The sequence below is a fragment of the Cloacibacterium sp. genome (genome assembly GCF_047601505.1).
Lineage (GTDB): Bacteria > Bacteroidota > Bacteroidia > Flavobacteriales > Weeksellaceae > Cloacibacterium.
The window spans coordinates 928,393-946,768 of record NZ_JASGJD010000001.1 but is presented as its reverse complement, the minus strand read 5'-3'; the positions used below and the strand labels follow the sequence as shown (position 1 = coordinate 946,768).

18 protein-coding genes are annotated in these 18,376 nt (G+C 31.4%); 8 read left to right on the top strand and 10 right to left on the bottom strand.

Annotation, left to right across the window (positions count from 1 at the left end; all coding sequences use genetic code 11):
- The first annotated feature begins 33 nt into the window (after positions 1–33).
- Together rpmH and QM746_RS04470 are read left to right on the top strand one after the other, a co-directional pair.
- Positions 34–192 (top strand): 50S ribosomal protein L34, encoded by a 159-nt coding sequence (rpmH, locus tag QM746_RS04475; RefSeq protein WP_188616868.1) that lies wholly within the window; start codon positions 34–36, stop codon positions 190–192.
- Between the two features lie 177 nt (positions 193–369).
- Complete coding sequence (locus tag QM746_RS04470; RefSeq protein ID WP_374363928.1) at positions 370–1,080, top strand: cell division ATP-binding protein FtsE; 711 nt, start codon at positions 370–372, stop codon at positions 1,078–1,080.
- Between the two features lie 54 nt (positions 1,081–1,134).
- On the opposite strand, the gene QM746_RS04465 is transcribed toward QM746_RS04470, so the two are convergent.
- Genes QM746_RS04465 through QM746_RS04455 form a run of 3 tightly spaced genes read right to left on the bottom strand, consistent with a single transcriptional unit; the run spans position 1,135 to position 3,898 of the window.
- Positions 1,135–1,830 carry a tRNA1(Val) (adenine(37)-N6)-methyltransferase gene (locus QM746_RS04465; RefSeq protein WP_414983112.1) on the bottom strand — a complete coding sequence of 232 codons (696 nt, stop codon included), beginning with the start codon at positions 1,828–1,830 and terminating at the stop codon, positions 1,135–1,137.
- A gap of 20 nt (positions 1,831–1,850) precedes the next feature.
- Positions 1,851–3,314, bottom strand: a complete 1,464-nt coding sequence (locus QM746_RS04460; protein ID WP_414983111.1) for an ATP-binding protein — start codon at positions 3,312–3,314, stop codon at positions 1,851–1,853.
- On the bottom strand, positions 3,314–3,898 hold the full coding sequence (locus QM746_RS04455; RefSeq protein WP_414985117.1) for a riboflavin synthase: 585 nt from the start codon (positions 3,896–3,898) through the stop codon (positions 3,314–3,316). The genes QM746_RS04460 and QM746_RS04455 overlap by 1 nt, the downstream gene beginning before the upstream one ends.
- Before the next feature lie 130 nt (positions 3,899–4,028).
- On the opposite strand from QM746_RS04455, the gene pdxA reads away from it, so the two are divergent.
- The 6 genes from pdxA to rocD all read left to right on the top strand — a co-directional run bounded on the left by pdxA (position 4,029) and on the right by rocD (position 9,340).
- Entirely contained in the window at positions 4,029–5,117 is a 1,089-nt protein-coding gene (pdxA, locus tag QM746_RS04450) for a 4-hydroxythreonine-4-phosphate dehydrogenase PdxA (protein WP_414983110.1), read from the top strand.
- 48 nt (positions 5,118–5,165) lie between these two features.
- Complete coding sequence (locus tag QM746_RS04445) at positions 5,166–5,699, top strand: YceD family protein (RefSeq protein WP_414983109.1); 534 nt, start codon at positions 5,166–5,168, stop codon at positions 5,697–5,699.
- A 30-nt stretch (positions 5,700–5,729) separates the two neighbouring features.
- On the top strand, positions 5,730–5,930 hold the full coding sequence (gene rpmF, locus QM746_RS04440; RefSeq protein WP_374363923.1) for a 50S ribosomal protein L32: 201 nt from the start codon (positions 5,730–5,732) through the stop codon (positions 5,928–5,930).
- Positions 5,931–6,047: 117 nt separating this feature from the next.
- Positions 6,048–6,530 (top strand): acetyl-CoA carboxylase biotin carboxyl carrier protein, encoded by a 483-nt coding sequence (accB, locus tag QM746_RS04435; protein WP_414983108.1) that lies wholly within the window; start codon positions 6,048–6,050, stop codon positions 6,528–6,530.
- Positions 6,531–6,625: 95 nt separating this feature from the next.
- Complete coding sequence (accC, locus tag QM746_RS04430) at positions 6,626–7,984, top strand: acetyl-CoA carboxylase biotin carboxylase subunit (protein ID WP_414983107.1); 1,359 nt, start codon at positions 6,626–6,628, stop codon at positions 7,982–7,984.
- A 111-nt stretch (positions 7,985–8,095) separates the two neighbouring features.
- Positions 8,096–9,340, top strand: coding sequence for an ornithine--oxo-acid transaminase (gene rocD / locus QM746_RS04425; RefSeq protein WP_414983106.1), 1,245 nt, complete (start codon positions 8,096–8,098; stop codon positions 9,338–9,340).
- A 68-nt stretch (positions 9,341–9,408) separates the two neighbouring features.
- On the opposite strand, the gene hutH is transcribed toward rocD, so the two are convergent.
- The 7 genes from hutH to QM746_RS04390 all read right to left on the bottom strand — a co-directional run bounded on the left by hutH (position 9,409) and on the right by QM746_RS04390 (position 18,189).
- Complete coding sequence (gene hutH, locus QM746_RS04420) at positions 9,409–10,899, bottom strand: histidine ammonia-lyase (protein WP_414983105.1); 1,491 nt, start codon at positions 10,897–10,899, stop codon at positions 9,409–9,411.
- Between the two features lie 66 nt (positions 10,900–10,965).
- Complete coding sequence (locus QM746_RS04415) at positions 10,966–12,906, bottom strand: transglutaminase domain-containing protein (RefSeq protein ID WP_414983104.1); 1,941 nt, start codon at positions 12,904–12,906, stop codon at positions 10,966–10,968.
- Positions 12,907–12,913: 7 nt separating this feature from the next.
- Entirely contained in the window at positions 12,914–14,800 is a 1,887-nt protein-coding gene (locus tag QM746_RS04410) for a DUF3857 domain-containing protein (RefSeq protein WP_414983103.1), read from the bottom strand.
- 141 nt (positions 14,801–14,941) lie between these two features.
- Entirely contained in the window at positions 14,942–15,409 is a 468-nt protein-coding gene (locus tag QM746_RS04405; RefSeq protein ID WP_414983102.1) for a hypothetical protein, read from the bottom strand.
- An 82-nt stretch (positions 15,410–15,491) separates the two neighbouring features.
- Positions 15,492–16,481: a glycosyltransferase family protein gene (locus QM746_RS04400; protein WP_414983101.1), complete on the bottom strand. Its 990-nt coding sequence runs from the start codon at positions 16,479–16,481 to the stop codon at positions 15,492–15,494.
- Positions 16,482–16,683: 202 nt separating this feature from the next.
- Positions 16,684–17,079 (bottom strand): hypothetical protein, encoded by a 396-nt coding sequence (locus tag QM746_RS04395; RefSeq protein WP_414983100.1) that lies wholly within the window; start codon positions 17,077–17,079, stop codon positions 16,684–16,686.
- Between the two features lie 159 nt (positions 17,080–17,238).
- A complete protein-coding gene (locus QM746_RS04390) occupies positions 17,239–18,189 on the bottom strand; it encodes a hypothetical protein (protein ID WP_414983099.1) in 951 nt (316 codons plus the stop codon).
- Between the last annotated feature and the right edge of the window lie 187 nt (positions 18,190–18,376).

Below are 18,376 nucleotides of genomic sequence, written 5' to 3'. Positions count from 1 at the left end.
AAATAAAGTATTACCGAATTAAAGATATAAGCAATGAGCAAAAGAACATTCCAACCATCAGAGAGAAAGAAAAGAAACAAGCACGGTTTCAGAGAAAGAATGTCTACTCCAAACGGTAGAAGAGTATTAGCTGCAAGAAGAGCAAAAGGCAGAAAGAGATTAACTGTTAGCGACGTAAGAGCTAAGAGATAATAATTTCTTTTGATTTTATTATAAAATTTATGCTTGGAAATTTACTTTCCGAGCATTTTTTGTTTGTTAAAATTTTGCCAAAATTTAGGTTAAAAAAAAGGTTTTCCTTATTTTTGGATGTTGATTACAATTTTACAATTTAATCAAGAATAAATTCAACAATATCATTTAAAAAATATGCCACACAAAAACTTTGTAGGTGACGATATCATCACACTAAAGAATGCTAAGATTGTTCAGAAAAACTTCACAGTACTTTCTAAAGTGGATCTTTCTATAAAAAGAGGAACTTTCTGCTACATTATCGGAAAAACTGGCTCTGGAAAAAGTTCATTATTAAAAGTACTTTACGGGCAACTTCCATTAAAAGAAGGAGAAGGAGAAGTGGTAGGTTTTGATTTATTAAAACTAAAAGCTTCTGACATCCCAAATCTTAGAAGAAGATTGGGCATTGTTTTTCAAGATTTCCAATTGCTTACCGATAGAAGCATCGAAAAAAACTTACAATTTGTATTAGAAGCAACTGGCTGGAGAGACAAAACATTGATGAGCGACAGAATAGACGAAGTGCTTTCTAGCGTTGGCATGCAAACTAAAAAGCACAAAATGCCACACGAATTGTCTGGTGGAGAACAACAACGTATTGCTATTGCAAGAGCGTTACTTAACCATCCGGAGCTTATCTTGGCAGACGAACCTACAGGAAATTTAGACCCAGAAACATCTAATGACATTATGACGCTTCTAAAATCAATTTCCACAGAAAGACAATGTGCTGTTTTGATGGCAACTCACGATTATCACATGATACAGAATTTCCCTGGTGAAGCTATTAAATGTGAAGACGGCGGCGTAACCATGATGAGTACAGCAGAACTTTTCGAGTAAATTTTTAAAAAAAATATACCTAAAAAGCTTTTTCAAAAATTTGAAAGAGCTTTTTTATTTTCCAAATACGTGGAAATCTTTAGTTAATTGCAAATATTGTTCGGAATAATTTCTTGGAGATTTTTCTATGGTAAAATCTAAAATCTCTACATCTTTTGAAGCTAGAGAAAATTCTAAAACATTTCTTTTCAAACTTCCCCCTTCAATGCCAAAAATATTGACTTTTCTTACCAAATTCAATTGATATTCCATCGCCAAATCAACAAATTCATCAGCCGAAAAAGAAGGAATAATCACCGAAAAAATACCATCAGAAGAAAAGAATCGAGAAGATTTTTCGATTAGATTATCAAAATTAAGTTCAACTTGTTGACGAGCCAAAATATCTTTGTCTGAATTATTTTCTTCAAAAAAAGGCGGATTACAAACAATTAAATCAAACTTTTCATCACTTTCAAAATTTTTAAAATCTTGAAATTTGATTTCTAATCTATCCGAAAAAGGAGAATTTTTAAAATTGATTCCTGCCAATTCTATTGCTTCAGAATTAATATCAATCGCTAAAATTTTGGCAGAAGATTCTCTTTGTGCCAACATAAGAGAAATTAAACCACTTCCAGTTCCTACTTCCAGAATGTTTTTGGGAGAAGACAGCGAACAAAGAGCACCAAGCAAAACGCCATCTGTCCCAACTCGGAAAACATTTTTGTTTTGCTGAATAAAAAATTGCTGAAAACGAAAAGGTTTCATTAATATTTAGAAATAAAAAATTAAGATTCTAGATTGGTTGGCAAAACAATGGTAAATTTCGTTCCTCTTCCTTCTTCCGTTTTTACAGAAATTTCGCCTTTGTATTCTTCAATCATTTTTTTAACCATGGTAAGCCCAAGCCCCATTCCAGAGCTTTTAGTCGTAAAATTAGGCTCAAAAATTTGTTCTAATTTATCTTTCGGGATTCCCGTTCCGTTATCTTCTACCGTTATTAAAACTTTTTTATTAACCAACTCTACATCCAGATTAATGATAGGCTTTATACCTTCTCTTTCCGCTTGTTTTGCATTGGTAATTAAATTGGTGAAAATTCTGGAAAGATAAACTCTATCCATATTTATTGGGATATTTTGCTTATTAACATGCAAATAAATATTGCCTTCCTCATTAAAAACTCGCACTAAATTTTCTAATTCTTCCTTCAAATCGAAATGCTCGTCGTGTTTTGGCGGAAGTTTTGCAAATTCTGAAAAAGCACTTGCTACGGTTGCAATTAAATCTATTTGGTCTACCAAACTTACTCCCAAATTTTTAACTTTTGTTTCAATATTAGGGTCGTTTTTATCAAATTTTCTTACAAAATTCTGAATCAAAAGCTTCATTGGCGTGAGAGGATTTTTCACTTCGTGAGCTACTTGCTTTGCCATTTCTCGCCACGCTTCTTCTCTTTCTTTATTTGCTAAAAGCATTTTTTGGTCTTCAATCTGATACACCATCTTATTGTAAGATTTCACCAAACCACTTAATTCGTCATTGTTAAAATACTTAATTGGTCTCATTTCCTTACCAAACAAAGTAGTTCTGGTAATAAGGTCTGAAATTCTAGTAATTGCTTTAGTAAGATTTTTAGAAATAATCCAACTCAACCAAATACTAAGAAGAACGAGGAAAAGATTTACCAAAATAATATATTGAACATACTTATGAAAAGCACCGTAATAAAAATCTTCGTTGTGATAAAAAGGAAAATAGACTATCGCAATTGGCTCTAGCATATTGTTTCTGATCATCATATAAGACGAAGTAAGTGTACTGCCTACTTTTTCGTCATAAATTTGAACATCGTATCTGGCTTCAGATTTTTCTACTTTTTTTAAAATTTCATCTGGAATTTTTTTCTGAGCAACTAAATCTTTATCTTTATTAGAAACGAGATAATTCCCTTGTAAATCATAGATAATTACATCGTGCTTATGAATATCTGCTATTTCGTAAATTTCATCTTGAAGTACACTTGGCAAATTGTTTTCGGTAACCATGGTGTGACTTAGTGCGTAATCCAAAGTTTTCATTAATGCTTCAAATTTATTTTGCATCTCTGTTTTACTTTGATCTTCTATGGATTTTCTAATGATAAGATAAGACATAGCGGTAGAACCTATGATACTGAGAAAACACACCACCATAAATCCTATAAAAACCTTAGTTCTAAGGCTATAACCTCTATATCTGCTAAATGCCATTATTTTCTAAGTAATTTGGCAATATACTTACCTATAATATCAAATTCAAGATTCACTTTATCACCTACTTTTAGATTTTTCATATTGGTAAATTCCCATGTGTAAGGAATTAAAGCCACAGAAAATTGATTATCTTTGCTTTCTGCAACCGTCAAACTAATTCCGTTTACCGTAATAGAGCCTTGAGGAACCGTAGTAAAAGCTCCATCTTCTTCATATCTGAATGTTACGAAATAGCTTCCGTCTATATTTTCTATAGAAACCACATCGCCCGTTTTATCAACATGCCCTTGAACAATATGCCCATCTAGCCTACCATTCATAATCATACATCTCTCTAAATTCACCAAACTTCCTACTTCTAAATTCCCAAGATTTGTTTTTTCTAATGTTTCGTTAATGGCTGTTACAGAGTATTCTTCCCCCGAAATTTTCACTACCGTAAGGCAACAACCATTATGCGCCAAACTTTGGTCTATTTTTAACTCTTGAGTAAATGGTCCCACTAATGTAAAATGTACATTTGTTCCTTCTTTCTCAATTTTTCTTACTTCTCCAGTTGCTTCTATAATTCCTGTAAACATAATATTATCTTTTTCAGCAGAATTTTTTGCTCCAATCATCACTTAGAATTCTTTATAAAATAACAAATTTAATCTGCAAATATTTTCCTAAATTTGTACAAACTATTTCAAACTTCAAAGATAATTAAAAATGAGTTCTAAACACCACAAAATTAAGGTCGGAATTTCTGTAGGAGATTTTAATGGCATTGGCGTTGAGATTATTCTCAAAGCTTTACAAGACAAAAACATCACAGATTTTTTTACACCTGTAATTTTCGGTTCTGGGAAATTATTTTCCTATCAAAAAAACGTGTTTAAAATTCAGACAAATTTTAATTACATTCAACATCCAAAAGAAGCTGCCTTAGGAAAACTAAACATTGTAAACCTTTGGAAAGACAATGTGAACGTAGAATTTGGGACACCTACAGAAGAATCTACCAAAATGGCAATAGATTCTCTAGAAGCAGCTACCAATGCTTTAATGAATGGCGATGTAGATGTTTTGGTAACCGCACCCATCAACAAAGATGAGATGATAAAACAAGGCTTCAAACACACTGGTCATACAGGATATTTTGAAGAAAAATTCAACAAAAAAGGATTAATGTTTTTGGTAACCGAGAAGCTTAAAGTTGCGGTATCAACACACCATATTCCAGTTTCTGAAATCGCAAAAAACATTTCAAAAAATAAAATAAAAGACCAAACAAGAGCCTTAAATCAATGTTTAATAGAAGACTTTTGCATTCAAAAACCTAAAATTGCCATTTTAGGACTTAATCCTCACGCTGGGGACGGTGGTGCAATTGGAAACGAAGAAATAGAAATTATAGAACCTGCCATCAAAGAATTATTCGACGAAGGAATTCTAGCATTTGGCCCTTATCCAGCAGATAGTTTCTTTCAACCGGAGAAATACAGCAGTTTTGATGGAGTTTTAGCAATGTATCACGACCAAGGTTTAGCTCCTTTCAAAACAATTGCTTACGAAGAAGGAGTAAATTATACTGCGGGACTTCCGTTCATCAGAACTTCTCCAGATCACGGCACTGCATATGACATTGCCGGTAAAAATATGGCAGACGAACAGTCTTTTTCTGAAGCAATTTTCACTGCAATTGAAATTTTTAGAAATAGAACTGAATATCAGGAGCTAACAAAAAACCCTTTGAAATCTAAGGTTTTAGCGAATGACAACGGCATAGACGAAGATTTACCAGAAGAAAATGAATAATTCTTTTGTAATTTAAAAAATTTACCTTATTTTTGCAAACCGTTTTTTATGGACAAATTAAAAAACTATGAAGTAGCGTTTTCTGGGCTTAAGAACGGAAAACACCAATTCAAATTTGAAGTAGAACAATCGTTCTTTGATTTATTCGAGATTGAACAGGAGTTTACCAATGCTCATATTAATGCAGATGTGCTGCTAGAAAAGCACACTACATTTTTAGAGTTTGATATTACAACTAGCGGAACAGTAGATTTAATTTGCGACATAAGCAATGAAGAATTTGCTCATCCAATTAGTAATAATATAAAAATTTTGGTAAAATTCGGTGAAGAATATGATGATAGCAATGAAGAAGTAATTACCATACCGTCTGGTGATAGCTCTTTCAATATTTCGCAAATTATTTATGAGGCAGTAGTTCTTTCTATTCCAATGAAAAAAATATCGCCCAATGTAAATGAAGAAGATGATTATCATAAAATTCTAGAAAAATTCAGTCCGAAAAACAAAGAAGAAGAGGAGAAAACAGAAGAAACAGACCCTCGCTGGGAAGCTTTAAAAAAATTAAAAGACAAAAATTAAAATTTTACATAAAATTTAAAGAACAAGAAAATGGCACATCCTAAAAGAAGACAGTCATCTACAAGAAGAGATAAAAGAAGAACACACTACAAAGCTGTGGCTCCTCAATTGGCAAAAGATGCAACGACTGGTGAATTACACCTTTTCCACAGAGCTCACTGGCACGAAGGTAAACTATACTACAGAGGTAAAGTAGTATTAGAGAAAGAAGTAGCTTCTACTGAAGAATAAGAAGAAAAAATATCGTTTTTTCTTTTCGATAAAAAAACCATTCTTTTTTTATAAAAAATAGAATGGTTTTTTGTTGTAATATTACTATATTTGAGCCGTATAAAAATTATATTATATATGGATTCTAAAGAATTACTAAATCTAATAAGATTTGTAGCTAAAGCAGGTGTTTCTGAAGTGAAATACAAAACAAAAGACTTTGAAATAAATATTAAAACTCCACTCGCTGGAAGTGAAGCTCCTATTAGTTTTGCACCTCAACCTGTAGCTTACCAAGCTCCTATTACCGCACCTGTAGCCACTGCTACACCTGTCGCTTCTCCAGAAGCTGCTGCAAGTTCTAGCGAAGACGAAAGTAAATATGTAACCATTAAATCTCCAATGATTGGTACATTCTACAGAAAACCTTCTCCAGATAAAGACGTTTTTGTAAACGTAGGAAGTGAGATTAAAAATGACTCTGTAGTTTGTGTTATAGAAGCAATGAAATTATTCAATCAAATAGAAGCTGAAGTTTCTGGTAAAATTGTTAAAATTTTAGTAGATGATTCTTCTCCAGTTGAATACGACCAACCATTATTCTTAGTAGACCCATCTTAAGGAATTTTAGATTAAAGATTATAAATTTTAAATGAAAAATATTCATTTAAAATAATTTAAAATTTCAAAATTTATAATTTATAATTTCGAAAAAGATGTTTAAAAAAATATTAATCGCCAATAGAGGCGAAATTGCTATGAGAATTCTCCGTACTTGTAAAGAAATGGGGATTAAAACCGTAGCAGTATATTCTACAGCAGATAAAGACAGTTTACACGTAAGATTTGCAGACGAAGCCGTATGTATTGGTCCTCCAATGAGTAAAGATTCTTATCTTAGAATTACCAATATTATAGCAGCAGCAGAAATTACTAATGCTGATGCTATACACCCAGGTTATGGTTTCTTATCAGAAAATGCAAATTTTTCAAGAATTTGTCAAAAAAATGGCATAAAATTTATCGGAGCTTCTCCTGAACAAATAGAAAAAATGGGCGACAAAGCTACTGCAAAAGCTACTATGAAAGCTGCAGGAGTACCTTGTATCCCAGGTTCTGAAGGATTAATAGCTTCTTATGAAGAAGCAGCAAAAACTGCAGAAGAAATTGGCTATCCTGTAATGATTAAAGCTACCGCGGGTGGTGGTGGAAAAGGAATGCGTGCCGTTTGGAAAGCCGAAGGTCTAAAAGACCATTGGGATTCTGCAATTCAAGAAGCTGTAGCAGCTTTTGGCAATGGTGGAATGTACATGGAAAAACTAATTGAAGAACCTCGTCATATTGAAATTCAAATTGCTGGAGACCAATATGGTAAAGCTTGTCACCTTTCTGAGAGAGATTGTTCTGTACAAAGAAGAAATCAAAAATTAACAGAAGAAACTCCATCTCCGTTTATGACGGAAGAATTGAGAGTAAAAATGGGCGATGCCGCAGTAAAAGCAGCAGAATCTATTGGATATGAAGGCGTAGGAACAATAGAATTTTTGGTAGATAAGCATAGAAATTTCTATTTTATGGAAATGAACACCAGAATTCAAGTAGAACACCCTATTACTGAGCAAGTTGTAGATTTCGATTTGATTAGAGAGCAAATTCTTCTAGCATCTGGTCAACCCATTTCTGGAAAAAATTATTTCCCAAAAATGCATTCTATTGAATGTAGAATTAATGCAGAAGACCCCTATAACGACTTTAGGCCAAGCCCCGGAAAAATTACTGAACTTAATATACCCGGTGGTCATGGTGTAAGAGTAGATACACACGTTTACAAAGGTTATACTATCCCTTCAAACTATGATTCTATGATTGCCAAACTTATTACTACTGCACAAACAAGAGAAGAAGCTATTGCAAAAATGAAGCGTGCGTTAGAAGAGTTTTACATAGAAGGTATTAAAACTACAATTCCATTCCACAGACAACTAATGGAAAATCCAGATTACTTAGCTGGAAATTACACTACTAAATTTATGGAAGATTTCGTGATGGATAAAAAATTTGAAAACATCATGTAAATCAAGTAAAAAAATTTAATAATTAAAGTTGTCTTACAAAAGACAACTTTTTTTGTTATAAATAATTCGTCTTAAAAAAACATTTTCTATTTTTATAAAAATTTAAAAAATATGGCAACACAAACAGAGAATTCTCAGCATTATATAGACCTAGAAAACCAATATGGAGCTCACAATTACCATCCTCTTCCTGTAGTTTTAGACAAAGGCGAAGGCGTTTTTTTTTGGGATGTAGAAGGAAAAAAATATTACGATTTCCTTTCGGCATATTCTGCTGTTAACCAAGGACATTCTCACCCAAAAATTGTAGAAGCTTTAGTAGAGCAAGCAAAAACTTTATCTTTAACTTCCAGAGCTTTTTACAATTCTAAATTAGGTGAATATGAGAAAAAAATCACTTCACTCTTCGGTTTTGATAAAGTTCTACCCATGAATTCTGGCGCTGAAGCCGTAGAAACTGCTATAAAAATTGCCAGAAAATGGAGTTACGAAATAAAAGGCATCAAAGATGGTTATGCCAAAATAATTGTGTGCGAAAATAATTTCCACGGAAGAACCACTACCATTGTTTCTTTTTCTAATGATAAAGATGCAAATAATAATTTCGGACCATTCACTCCAGGTTTTATCAGAATACCTTATAACGACATTGAAGCCTTAGAAAAAGTTTTGGAAGACGAAGCTGAACACATTGCTGCATTTTTAGTAGAACCCATACAAGGAGAAGCTGGCGTATATGTTCCAAATGAAGGATTCCTAAAAAAAGCATCGGAAATTTGTAAAAAACACAATGTATTATTTGTGGCAGACGAGGTACAAACCGGCATTGCAAGAACTGGAAAATTAATAGCTTGTTACCACGAAAATGTTCAACCAGATATTCTTATCTTAGGAAAAGCACTTTCTGGAGGAATGTATCCTGTATCTGCTGTTTTGGCGAATGACAATATTATGAAAGTTATTCATCCTGGCCAACACGGCTCCACTTTTGGAGGAAATCCTTTAGCTTGCGCTGTTGCGATGGCAGCTTTGGATGTTGTAATTGATGAAAAATTATCTGAAAGAGCAGAAAATTTAGGCGAAATTTTCAGAAAAGAAATTGAAAAAATTATTAAAAAATCAGATTTAATCTATAAAGTAAGAGGAAAAGGATTGCTAAATGCTATTTTGGTAAATGATACACCAGAAAGTTCTACCGCTTGGAATATTTGCCTGAAATTAGCTGAAAAAGGTCTTCTTGCAAAACCAACTCACGGAAACATTATCAGATTAGCGCCACCTTTGGTAATTACAGAAGAACAATTGTTAGATTGTATTGCTATAATTGAAGAGGTAATTTTAGAATTTGAAAAATAGCTAAAAACTCAATTTATAATTTAGAGATTACATGTGACAATATTGTAATCTCTAAATACATAATATTTTCACAAAGTTCTAAATTCTCTATTCCTTACCATTTCTACCATTGTTAAAATATCTTCGCCAATTAATCTATCGTCTTCTAATTTGGCAACTTTTTTACGGATAATTGCGAAATTTTCTTCAATTATTTTTGAAGATTTCAAAGGTCTTCTAAATTCAATTCCTTGTGTTGCAAACATCAATTCTATCGCCAAAATATTTTCTACATTTCTAAGAACCTGATTAAATCTTCTACCCGAAATACTTCCCATAGAAACATGGTCTTCTTGCCCAAGACTTGTAGGAACAGAATCTGCCGAAGCTGGGAAACAAAGCGTTTTATTCTCTGTCACCAAAGCTGCTGTAGTATATTGAGGAATCATAAAACCAGAATTTAAGCCAGAACTTTCTATCAATAATTTTGGCAAACCATATTTCCCTTCAAGTAAAAGATAACTTCTCCTATCCGAAATATTGCCAAGTTCTGAAGCTGCCAAAGTAGCGTAATCCAAAGGCATCGCCATCAGTTGTCCGTGAAAATTACCGCCAGAAATTGCTTCTTCATCAGAAATTACTATAGGATTATCTGTAACAGAATTAAGTTCTATTTCTGCCATTTCTCTTAAATGCTCAAAAGCATTTCTACTTGCACCATGAACTTGCGGAACGCAACGCATAGAATACGGGTCTTGAACCCTGCCACAATTTTCGTGATACTCTAAATTTTCAGAATTTTTTAGAAATTTCAGCATTCTATCAGCAACTAATTTACTGCCTTTGTAAGGACGAATCTCGTGCAACTCTTTCTTGAAAGGACTTGCAGAACCTTGGTATGCTTCAATAGAAAAAGCGGCTGCTAAATCTGCAAGATTCAACAAATATTCGAATTTTTCTAATCCAAATATAGCATGAGCCAAAATAAATTGAGTTCCGTTGATAAGTGCTAAACCTTCTTTTGCTTGTAATTGAAGTGGCTTTAATTGATATTTTTCTAAACTTTTCCTCGTTTCTACGATAGCATCTCCGTCCCAAACTTTACCAAGTCCCAAAAGAGGTAAAACCATGTGAGCCAAAGGAGCTAAGTCTCCACTTGCCCCTACAGAACCTTGCTCTGGAACAATAGGAATAATATCTTTTTCGAGCATTACAATCAATCTTTCTACAACATCAAGAGAAATACCCGAAAAACCTTTAGACAATGCGTGAATTTTACACACCATCATTATTTTAGAAATATCTTTTGCAATAGGATTTCCTACTCCAACAGAATGAGAAATAATAAGATTTTCTTGTAATTTGGCAGTCTCTTCTTCAGAAATTTTAGTTTCACAAAGTGGTCCAAATCCTGTATTGATACCATAAACGGTCTTATCAGACTTTACAATTTTCTGTACATTTTGATAAGATTTTGTGATTTGTTGTTTAGATTTTTCGTTAAGAATTGCTTTTTCGGGATGCTTAATGATTTCTAAAACATCTTGATATGAAAAATGGTTTACTCCGTAGATTAACATTGTTTGCTGAGATTTATTAGAGGCTAAATTTAAGCAAAAAAAAGCGAGAAAAATCTCGCCTTAATTTTATTTTTTTACTACTGTTACCAACTGTCCTTCGTATTTCGTTACTGCATCAAAAATTTGCTTAAATGCAGGATAATATTCTCTCGGGAAAAACGAATCTGCAATTAACATATTGCTTTCTACCGTTATTTTATTTCCTTCTTGAGACACTACATAACTATATATAATAGCATCATCTTCTGTTTTAAATTTTTTAGAACTTGGGATATTTTCAAATTTATATCCTTCAGGAATAGTGATGGTAACTTTTTTATTTTTGTTATATGCTGAAATAAATTCTATAGGATTTTTTCTTTCTTCAGTTTGGTCGAAATCGTGATTTTTTGTATATAAAAACAATAACGGATTAAAGATAAATTTACCTCCAACACCGTCAACAAAAGTATCTGAATTAAAATCAAAACTGGTTTCAAATTCATTATCATTCAAAATCCCAGATTTTAAATTACTAAACGGAAATTTGTATCTGTCTTTATAATTATCTTTTTGATAAGTTTCTTTATCGTGCTCATATTCTTCACTATTAAGCATTGCAAATACTTTGGTATCTCTATCTGTAAAATGTCCAGAAAAAGTAGCGTCTTTCTCTAATTGAGCATCTACTTGCAAATAGGTATCACTTTTCTCTGGATTTACAATATTAATCTCTTTTGCCTCTTTATTTGTAAATAAAAATCCATTGTAATTAACAGCTCTTGGCGGAATAACATTTATTGAAGATAATTTTGAAGTAGCGTCTAGTGTATATAATTTTCCATTAAATTCTATACAAACAATAACATAATTAAGACTGGTAATAGAAGGCATATAGTTAGCTATTAATCCTCTATCTACAGTAGAAAGAACCAGTGGATTAGCATTAATCCCTGCATCTTTTAGCAATAAAATAAGTAAAATATTAATTTCTGCAGAATTTCCAACTTTTGTTTTAATTAAATTTTTAATTCCATCTTCTACATTTGCTCTACGCTTATTATCCCAAGTGTAATTTTTTTGTACAAATTTCAAAATAGCTTCTGCTTTTTGGGTTTCGTTAGGAATTTGTTTTATTTCTGCCGGAAGCAAATCTTTTATTACACTCTCTTTTTTTAAAGCTCCACCAAAATCTTCATCATCCATCATTTGTTTCCTTACATCTTCCCAAGAAAGAGAGTAAGACTTAAATTGATTTCCAATGTAAGTAGAATTCAATTCTGCTCTTACAGAAGTTCTATAATTATTTGAGTTTTTAACATATTTCTCTTCCAAATAATCCTTCAAATTTTCGTAACCAAATCTATAAGTCCTATAATCAAAACCATAGAGCATTTTTTCTTCTACTACTCTATATTTTGGCAAAACAGAACCTTGATAATTAATACTGTACCCTAATTCTTTTGGTGTATCAAAAACATATTCTGTATAAACAATTGGCACATCATCTTCAATCATAATTTTAGGCATCTCGAATACAAATGGGCTAAAAATGGAATAAGAATATTCTACCACAGAACCATCTTTAACATTCGGAAATGCAAATTTCACAATATTATAATGCTTGTTTTCTGTAGATTTAAATTTAGAATCTTTTTCTACTTTAGTGGGTACAATTTTATCATTTTCTAAATTATAAGTATAAGCTTTCAAACTAGACAATTTTTCTTCTCGCCCTCCTTCTGCTTCGTATAGGCTAATTTCTTTATTCAAAAAATCTTCTGCTTTATTTTTATTATAGATTTTCACACGGTCTATAACGCTAATTTCCATTTCATAATCTTTCCTTATGTTATAATGAATAGACCTGTAAAGTACTTCAGCAGGTGCATCTTCTTTAATCTCAGATTTTGTTTTTCTAAGATCATTAATATCTAGCTTCGGAGGATCTAAAAATTTATGGTCTTTTTGCGCAAAAGAAAACCCAAATAAAAGAAATGAAAAGAGGGTTAATAGTTTAATTTTCATTGTTAAGTTATTGTTTTGAAATTAATATTTTCATGTTATCGAAATTTGCAGTTTTCTTTCTAAAATCTGCATACGCTTTGAATTTTTCTTTAGGAAAATTGCCTTTAGAAATTGTAATTTTTCTATTAACAAAAATCTTATTTCCATCTACTTTAAAATCAAGATTATAATTACCAAATTCTGAGCTTAATACAATTGGCATCGGCTTTTCGGCAACTTTATAACCAGAAGGCAATACAAATTCTGTCTCATAAATATCTTGATAAGAAAACGACAAAGACAAAGGAAGCATTCGCTCTTCATTTGAATTAATATTAGAGGTTTCTAAAAGTGGCAAAACCCTGAAAAACATATCATTTCCTAATTTTTTAGAATAATCATTCACTTTAAATTTTGCATCATAAGTAAGTTGCGCTTTATCCTTATCATTATTAATGTTATTCACTTCCAGATTAGAAATTTTAAGATGGTCATACCTTCCTTTCAAAGCTTCTTTTGCATCTTCTTTAGATAAGCCCACCAATGGCATATTGAAATCGTACTGAGCATTAGAATAATAAAAATCTGATGATAAATCAATACTATTATCTTCATTTAGAATTACTTTAGTTTTAATAATCTCTTGACTTTCTTCTGGCTTATAAACCGGCGTTTTAATTATATCAATTCCGTTTTCTTTCACCGCCAAAACATTTCTATCTGTTGTACTATAAGACAAATGATTGAAAGCAATCTGCTGAGATGTATTCTCTAACCAAATAGTTTCTTTTTCTGTAGGAATCATAAGGATTACGTGATTCCCTCCCATTTTAGGAAAATCCGGATCGAAAGAAAGTGGTGTTTCATCACTCCAAATTACAGAATAATAGGATTTGATTCCTGCCGCATCCAAAAGCGTTTTCATATAATTGGTAAGACCTTTACAATCTCCGTAACCTTTTCTTCTTACATCATCAGGAATCATGGGTTGCCAACCTCCAATACCAATAGATACATTTACATATCTGGTTTTATTCTGCATATATTGGAAGATTTTTTTTACTTTTTCAGAAGTTGTACCTGTAAGATTAAGAGCAGCAACTTCGGCTTTAATTTCTGGAGTAACAACGGAAACTGGTGTTAAAAGATTATTATACATCCACGTTCCAAAAGTTGTCCAATTTGCCATATCTCCTTGTTTGCCTTCTAAATTGAATTTTTCTAAAGAAAATTGAACTTTTGGTAATATCATTTTCAAACTTGGAGAATAATTTTCTTTTTCTATTGCAGGGACGTTTTGATATGTGTAAACAAGGTTATTATCATCTCCAGAAGCTAAAACTTTAGCAAAAACAGATTCTACATTTTTGGTTCTAAGTTTAATTCCAGATTTATTGATAATATTTAGTTTAGAATTTTCTATAGATTTGTTATACTCTAAAAAAGGATAAAAATCTGGCAAAAAGATGGTATTGGGTGTTTTCACATGAAAACTATAAGAAATAGAATATGGATAATTTACAGGAATGTAATGTAAATAAAGAATTCTATCGTCCTGATAAAGAGCTCCAGCAGAAACACTGCTTACATCTGTAAAATCACTTTTAGAATATTTCTTAATTACTTTACCATCAGCGTCTAATATTTGAACTTTTATATCGCTTACTTTGGTGCTTTTGTCATAAGGAATTACCACTGTAGCATCATCATCTCCAGCTTTATTCATTACCGTAAAAACATTTTGGTGGTCTATTTCCATGTTATCAATAGAATTAATAACATAGGTAGAAACATCGTTTCTAACAACAATATTTGCTTTATTTTTTAATTCTTCTGGAATAGAAGAAACCGCAAAATTCTGAGAAAAATAAACAGTGGGAATAACTAAGAAACTTAGCTTTAAAAGATTGTTCATGCTTGGTTTTATGGTTTATTAAATGTTTGTTTAAAATTACAAAATAAAATTCGTTTTAACAAAACTTTAACACGAAAATTTATCACAAAAAAAAGCAGGAAAATTTCCTGCTAAAAATTAATGTATTAAAATTGCTATTTATTACGGTGCCACTGGCGCTTCTGCTGGTTTATTCATCATTTTTCTTTTCCCGAAACCATCTTTACCAGCTCTATCTTTCATCATTTCTTTTCTTTTTTCCATTTTTGCTTTTCTATCGGCATCCCATTTTTGGTATTGTTCTGGCGTTAAGATTTTTTTCATTTCAGCGTCATGTGCTTCACGTTTTTTTTGCATTTCTGCAATTTTAGCTTTTCTCGCTTCTTTATTCTTTTCCATATTTGCTTGCATCTCCGAAATCTGCTTATCTTGAAGAGCTTTTACTTTTTTTACTTGCTCCGAAGACAAATTCAAATCTTTTGACATTTTATCAAGATGTTCTTGTTGTCTTTTTTGCATTTCTGCTTTTCTTTGTTCTGGATCCATTTTGCCTGGTTTTTCCATTCCAGATTGTTGTGCAAATGTGATGGTTGCAATACCTAATGCTAAGGTCAAAAATATTTTTTTCATTTTTAATAATTGTTTAATTGTTAATCTGTCTTTTTGATTGCACAATTTCCCTTAGGTTAAATATTAAAATGATAAATTTTTGTTAAAATTTTCGTTGATAACTATTAATGACATTTAGGATAACCTCCTCAGTTTCATCAGGAAAATCTACTTCTATGCTTTCTCCTTCTTCAATCCAGAATTTTAGTTTTTGGTCGAATTCTTTTTCATTCCAAATTACCGTTGCTCCCAAATCTTCGGCAGCTAAAGCATTACATTGTTGCTCATATTGATGAAACATTGGCACACAAAGAACTTTTTTTCCTAAAAACATAGCTTCCGCAGGTCCTTCAAAACCTCCTCCTGTCAACAAGCCTTCGCAATCTGCAAGAGATTGATTAAATTTCAGATTGTTCACTTTAGAAACTTCAATATTCCCTTTTGTATAATCTTCTTTGGTGTGTTTAGAAAAAACCTGAAACTTTTTATTAGGAAATTTTTCTAATTTTTTGAGGATAAATTCATCACTATATGCTGGCAAATAAACGGTGTAATGACCAAGATTTTGAGATTTTAAAGCCCTTATTTCAGAACGAATAACGGGAGTTCTTATAAAATCGTCGTATCTTTTAAAATGAAAACCTACTTTTTTACTTGCCGGAGCATACGTTTTTAAAATAAATTCTCCTAAATGAAAACCAGAAATTACTGGCGTTTTTACTGACAAAAATGCCGACTGATGACTTAATGCTATTGATTTTTTATTTCTTAAAATACACGCCCAAGCGGTAACTGGCTCGAAATCATTAATTACCAAATCGTAATCTTTTACCGGTAGATTTCTTATATCTCGAATTAATTGTCTAAAATCTGCCTTTTTGAAACTGCTTTTGTAATTTATTCCGCCATTTGTGCCAAAATCGAACCCAAAACCTTTAAAACGATATTTTATTTCGTCATCTAAATTCACATCTGCCTGCGTCCCACTAATTAAAATATCTACTTGCCCATATTTTTTCAAAATTGGTATTATTTCTCTAGCTCTAGAAACATGCCCGTTGCCAGTACCTTGAATTGCATATAGAATTTTCATATAACGAAATTATCATTAATTCTCAACAGAATAGCAATATTAAAAAAATTTAATACAAAAAAAAAGCGGAATGATAAGTTCCGCTTTAACTGAATGTAAAAATTAAATTTGATATGAAGAATTACTCTTTCTCTATAAATAACAAAAACCATACCTAAATTTAACCGGAATTAAAATTTAGTATTTTTTATGATTTTTTTCACTATTTTTTATGTCCGTGGTGTTTTTTGTTTCCATTGTGCCCATTGTTTCCTTTATTTCTATTATAGACAGCATTTGGATTATTTCCCTTATAATATTTATTTTTATATTTAACATAAGATGTAGAGCCTAAAATTCTTCTTAATTCTCTATCTCTATCTCTTTCCCAATATCCCGGTCTGTCTTTATAAACCACATACCAAGATTCATAAGTTGGATATCTGTTATTAAGTACAGTGATTGCGTTTCTTTGACTAGGAGTTAGGCTAAGTTCTACCCCAAGTGCATTCCAATTTACAGTAACAATACTATTTCTATAATTTTGATAAATTACTGTGGTCTGAGAAAACGAAAACCCGAAAATTGCGAATGCAATAAGTGTGATTATTTTTTTCATAACGAATATTTTTTTGTTTTAACAATGTAAATTTAACACATATAAATGATAATGAAATACTTACCTATTAATTATGTAAAATTTAGAAAAAATTATAAAAAAAGCAGACTTATTAAAAAATCTGCCTTTCTTAATTAAAATATATATTAATTTGGATGTTTATCTAAAACCTCTTCCGCCTCCATTATTCCCTCTTTGTCCGTTGCTATTTCCTCTGTCACTATTTCCATTGGATTTACCAAAAGAGCGATTGTTATCTCCACTTCTAAAACCTCCGCTGTTACTTCTAGAATCGCTATTTCCTCGGCTCATTTCTTCATTTTTTCGAGGCGCATCGTTTCTAAAACCGTTATTTCTTGGTTGTTCTGAGTCTTGTCTTCCAAAACTTTTAGATGAATTATCATTTCCTCCTCTAAAACCATTGTTAGACGGCCTATCATTATCATTTCTGAAACCTCTATCATTGTTTTGAGGTTTTGCATCTCTTCTAAAGCTATTGTCATCTCTTACAACTTTATCATTGCTATTGAAGCCTCCTCTAAAACTACCTTTTCTGAAATCATTATGTCTAACGGTTCTTACATCTACATTTCTATATCTTGGTGCTACATAAATTGTAGGTCTGTAATTTCTTACTCTATAATTTCTGAAATAAACAATAGGATTATAATTGTTATAGTATCTTTGGTAGAAAACCACATAAATTCTAGGTCCTAAAATTCTTTCTAAAGAAACAAATCTATCATAATACCAACGGTCTGGATTATATCTGTAATAATTAAACCAATAATTATAACCTCCAAATCTTGCGTTTAAACCTCTTATCTCTCTTATCTGAACAGGTGAAAGTCTAAATTCTACAAAAAACCTATCCCAATTAATGCTTACAATTGCATTTCTATAGTCGTTATAATATCCCCTATAAAAATCGTTGGTGTAATAATCTGATGGATATTCGTAATAATAATCATCTGGATAATTATAATCGTCGTAATAATATTCATATTGATCATTGCCTCCATAATTATCATTTGGATAATACTGTGCGAATGTCATTCCTGCTAAAGATAATGCTGAAGCAAGAACTATTTTTTTTAATATCAGTTTCATTTCATTATTGTTTAGTGATCTGTTAAACATTATTAAAAATACGTGCCAAACTTTATTAGCTATTAAAAATATTTTGCATTTAATTAAATTTATAAACTTAATCATCAACAAATTATCATTATTTGATATTTTAAAATAAAAAAAGTTAAAACCAAAGAATGATTTTAACTTTTAAAAATTTTATATC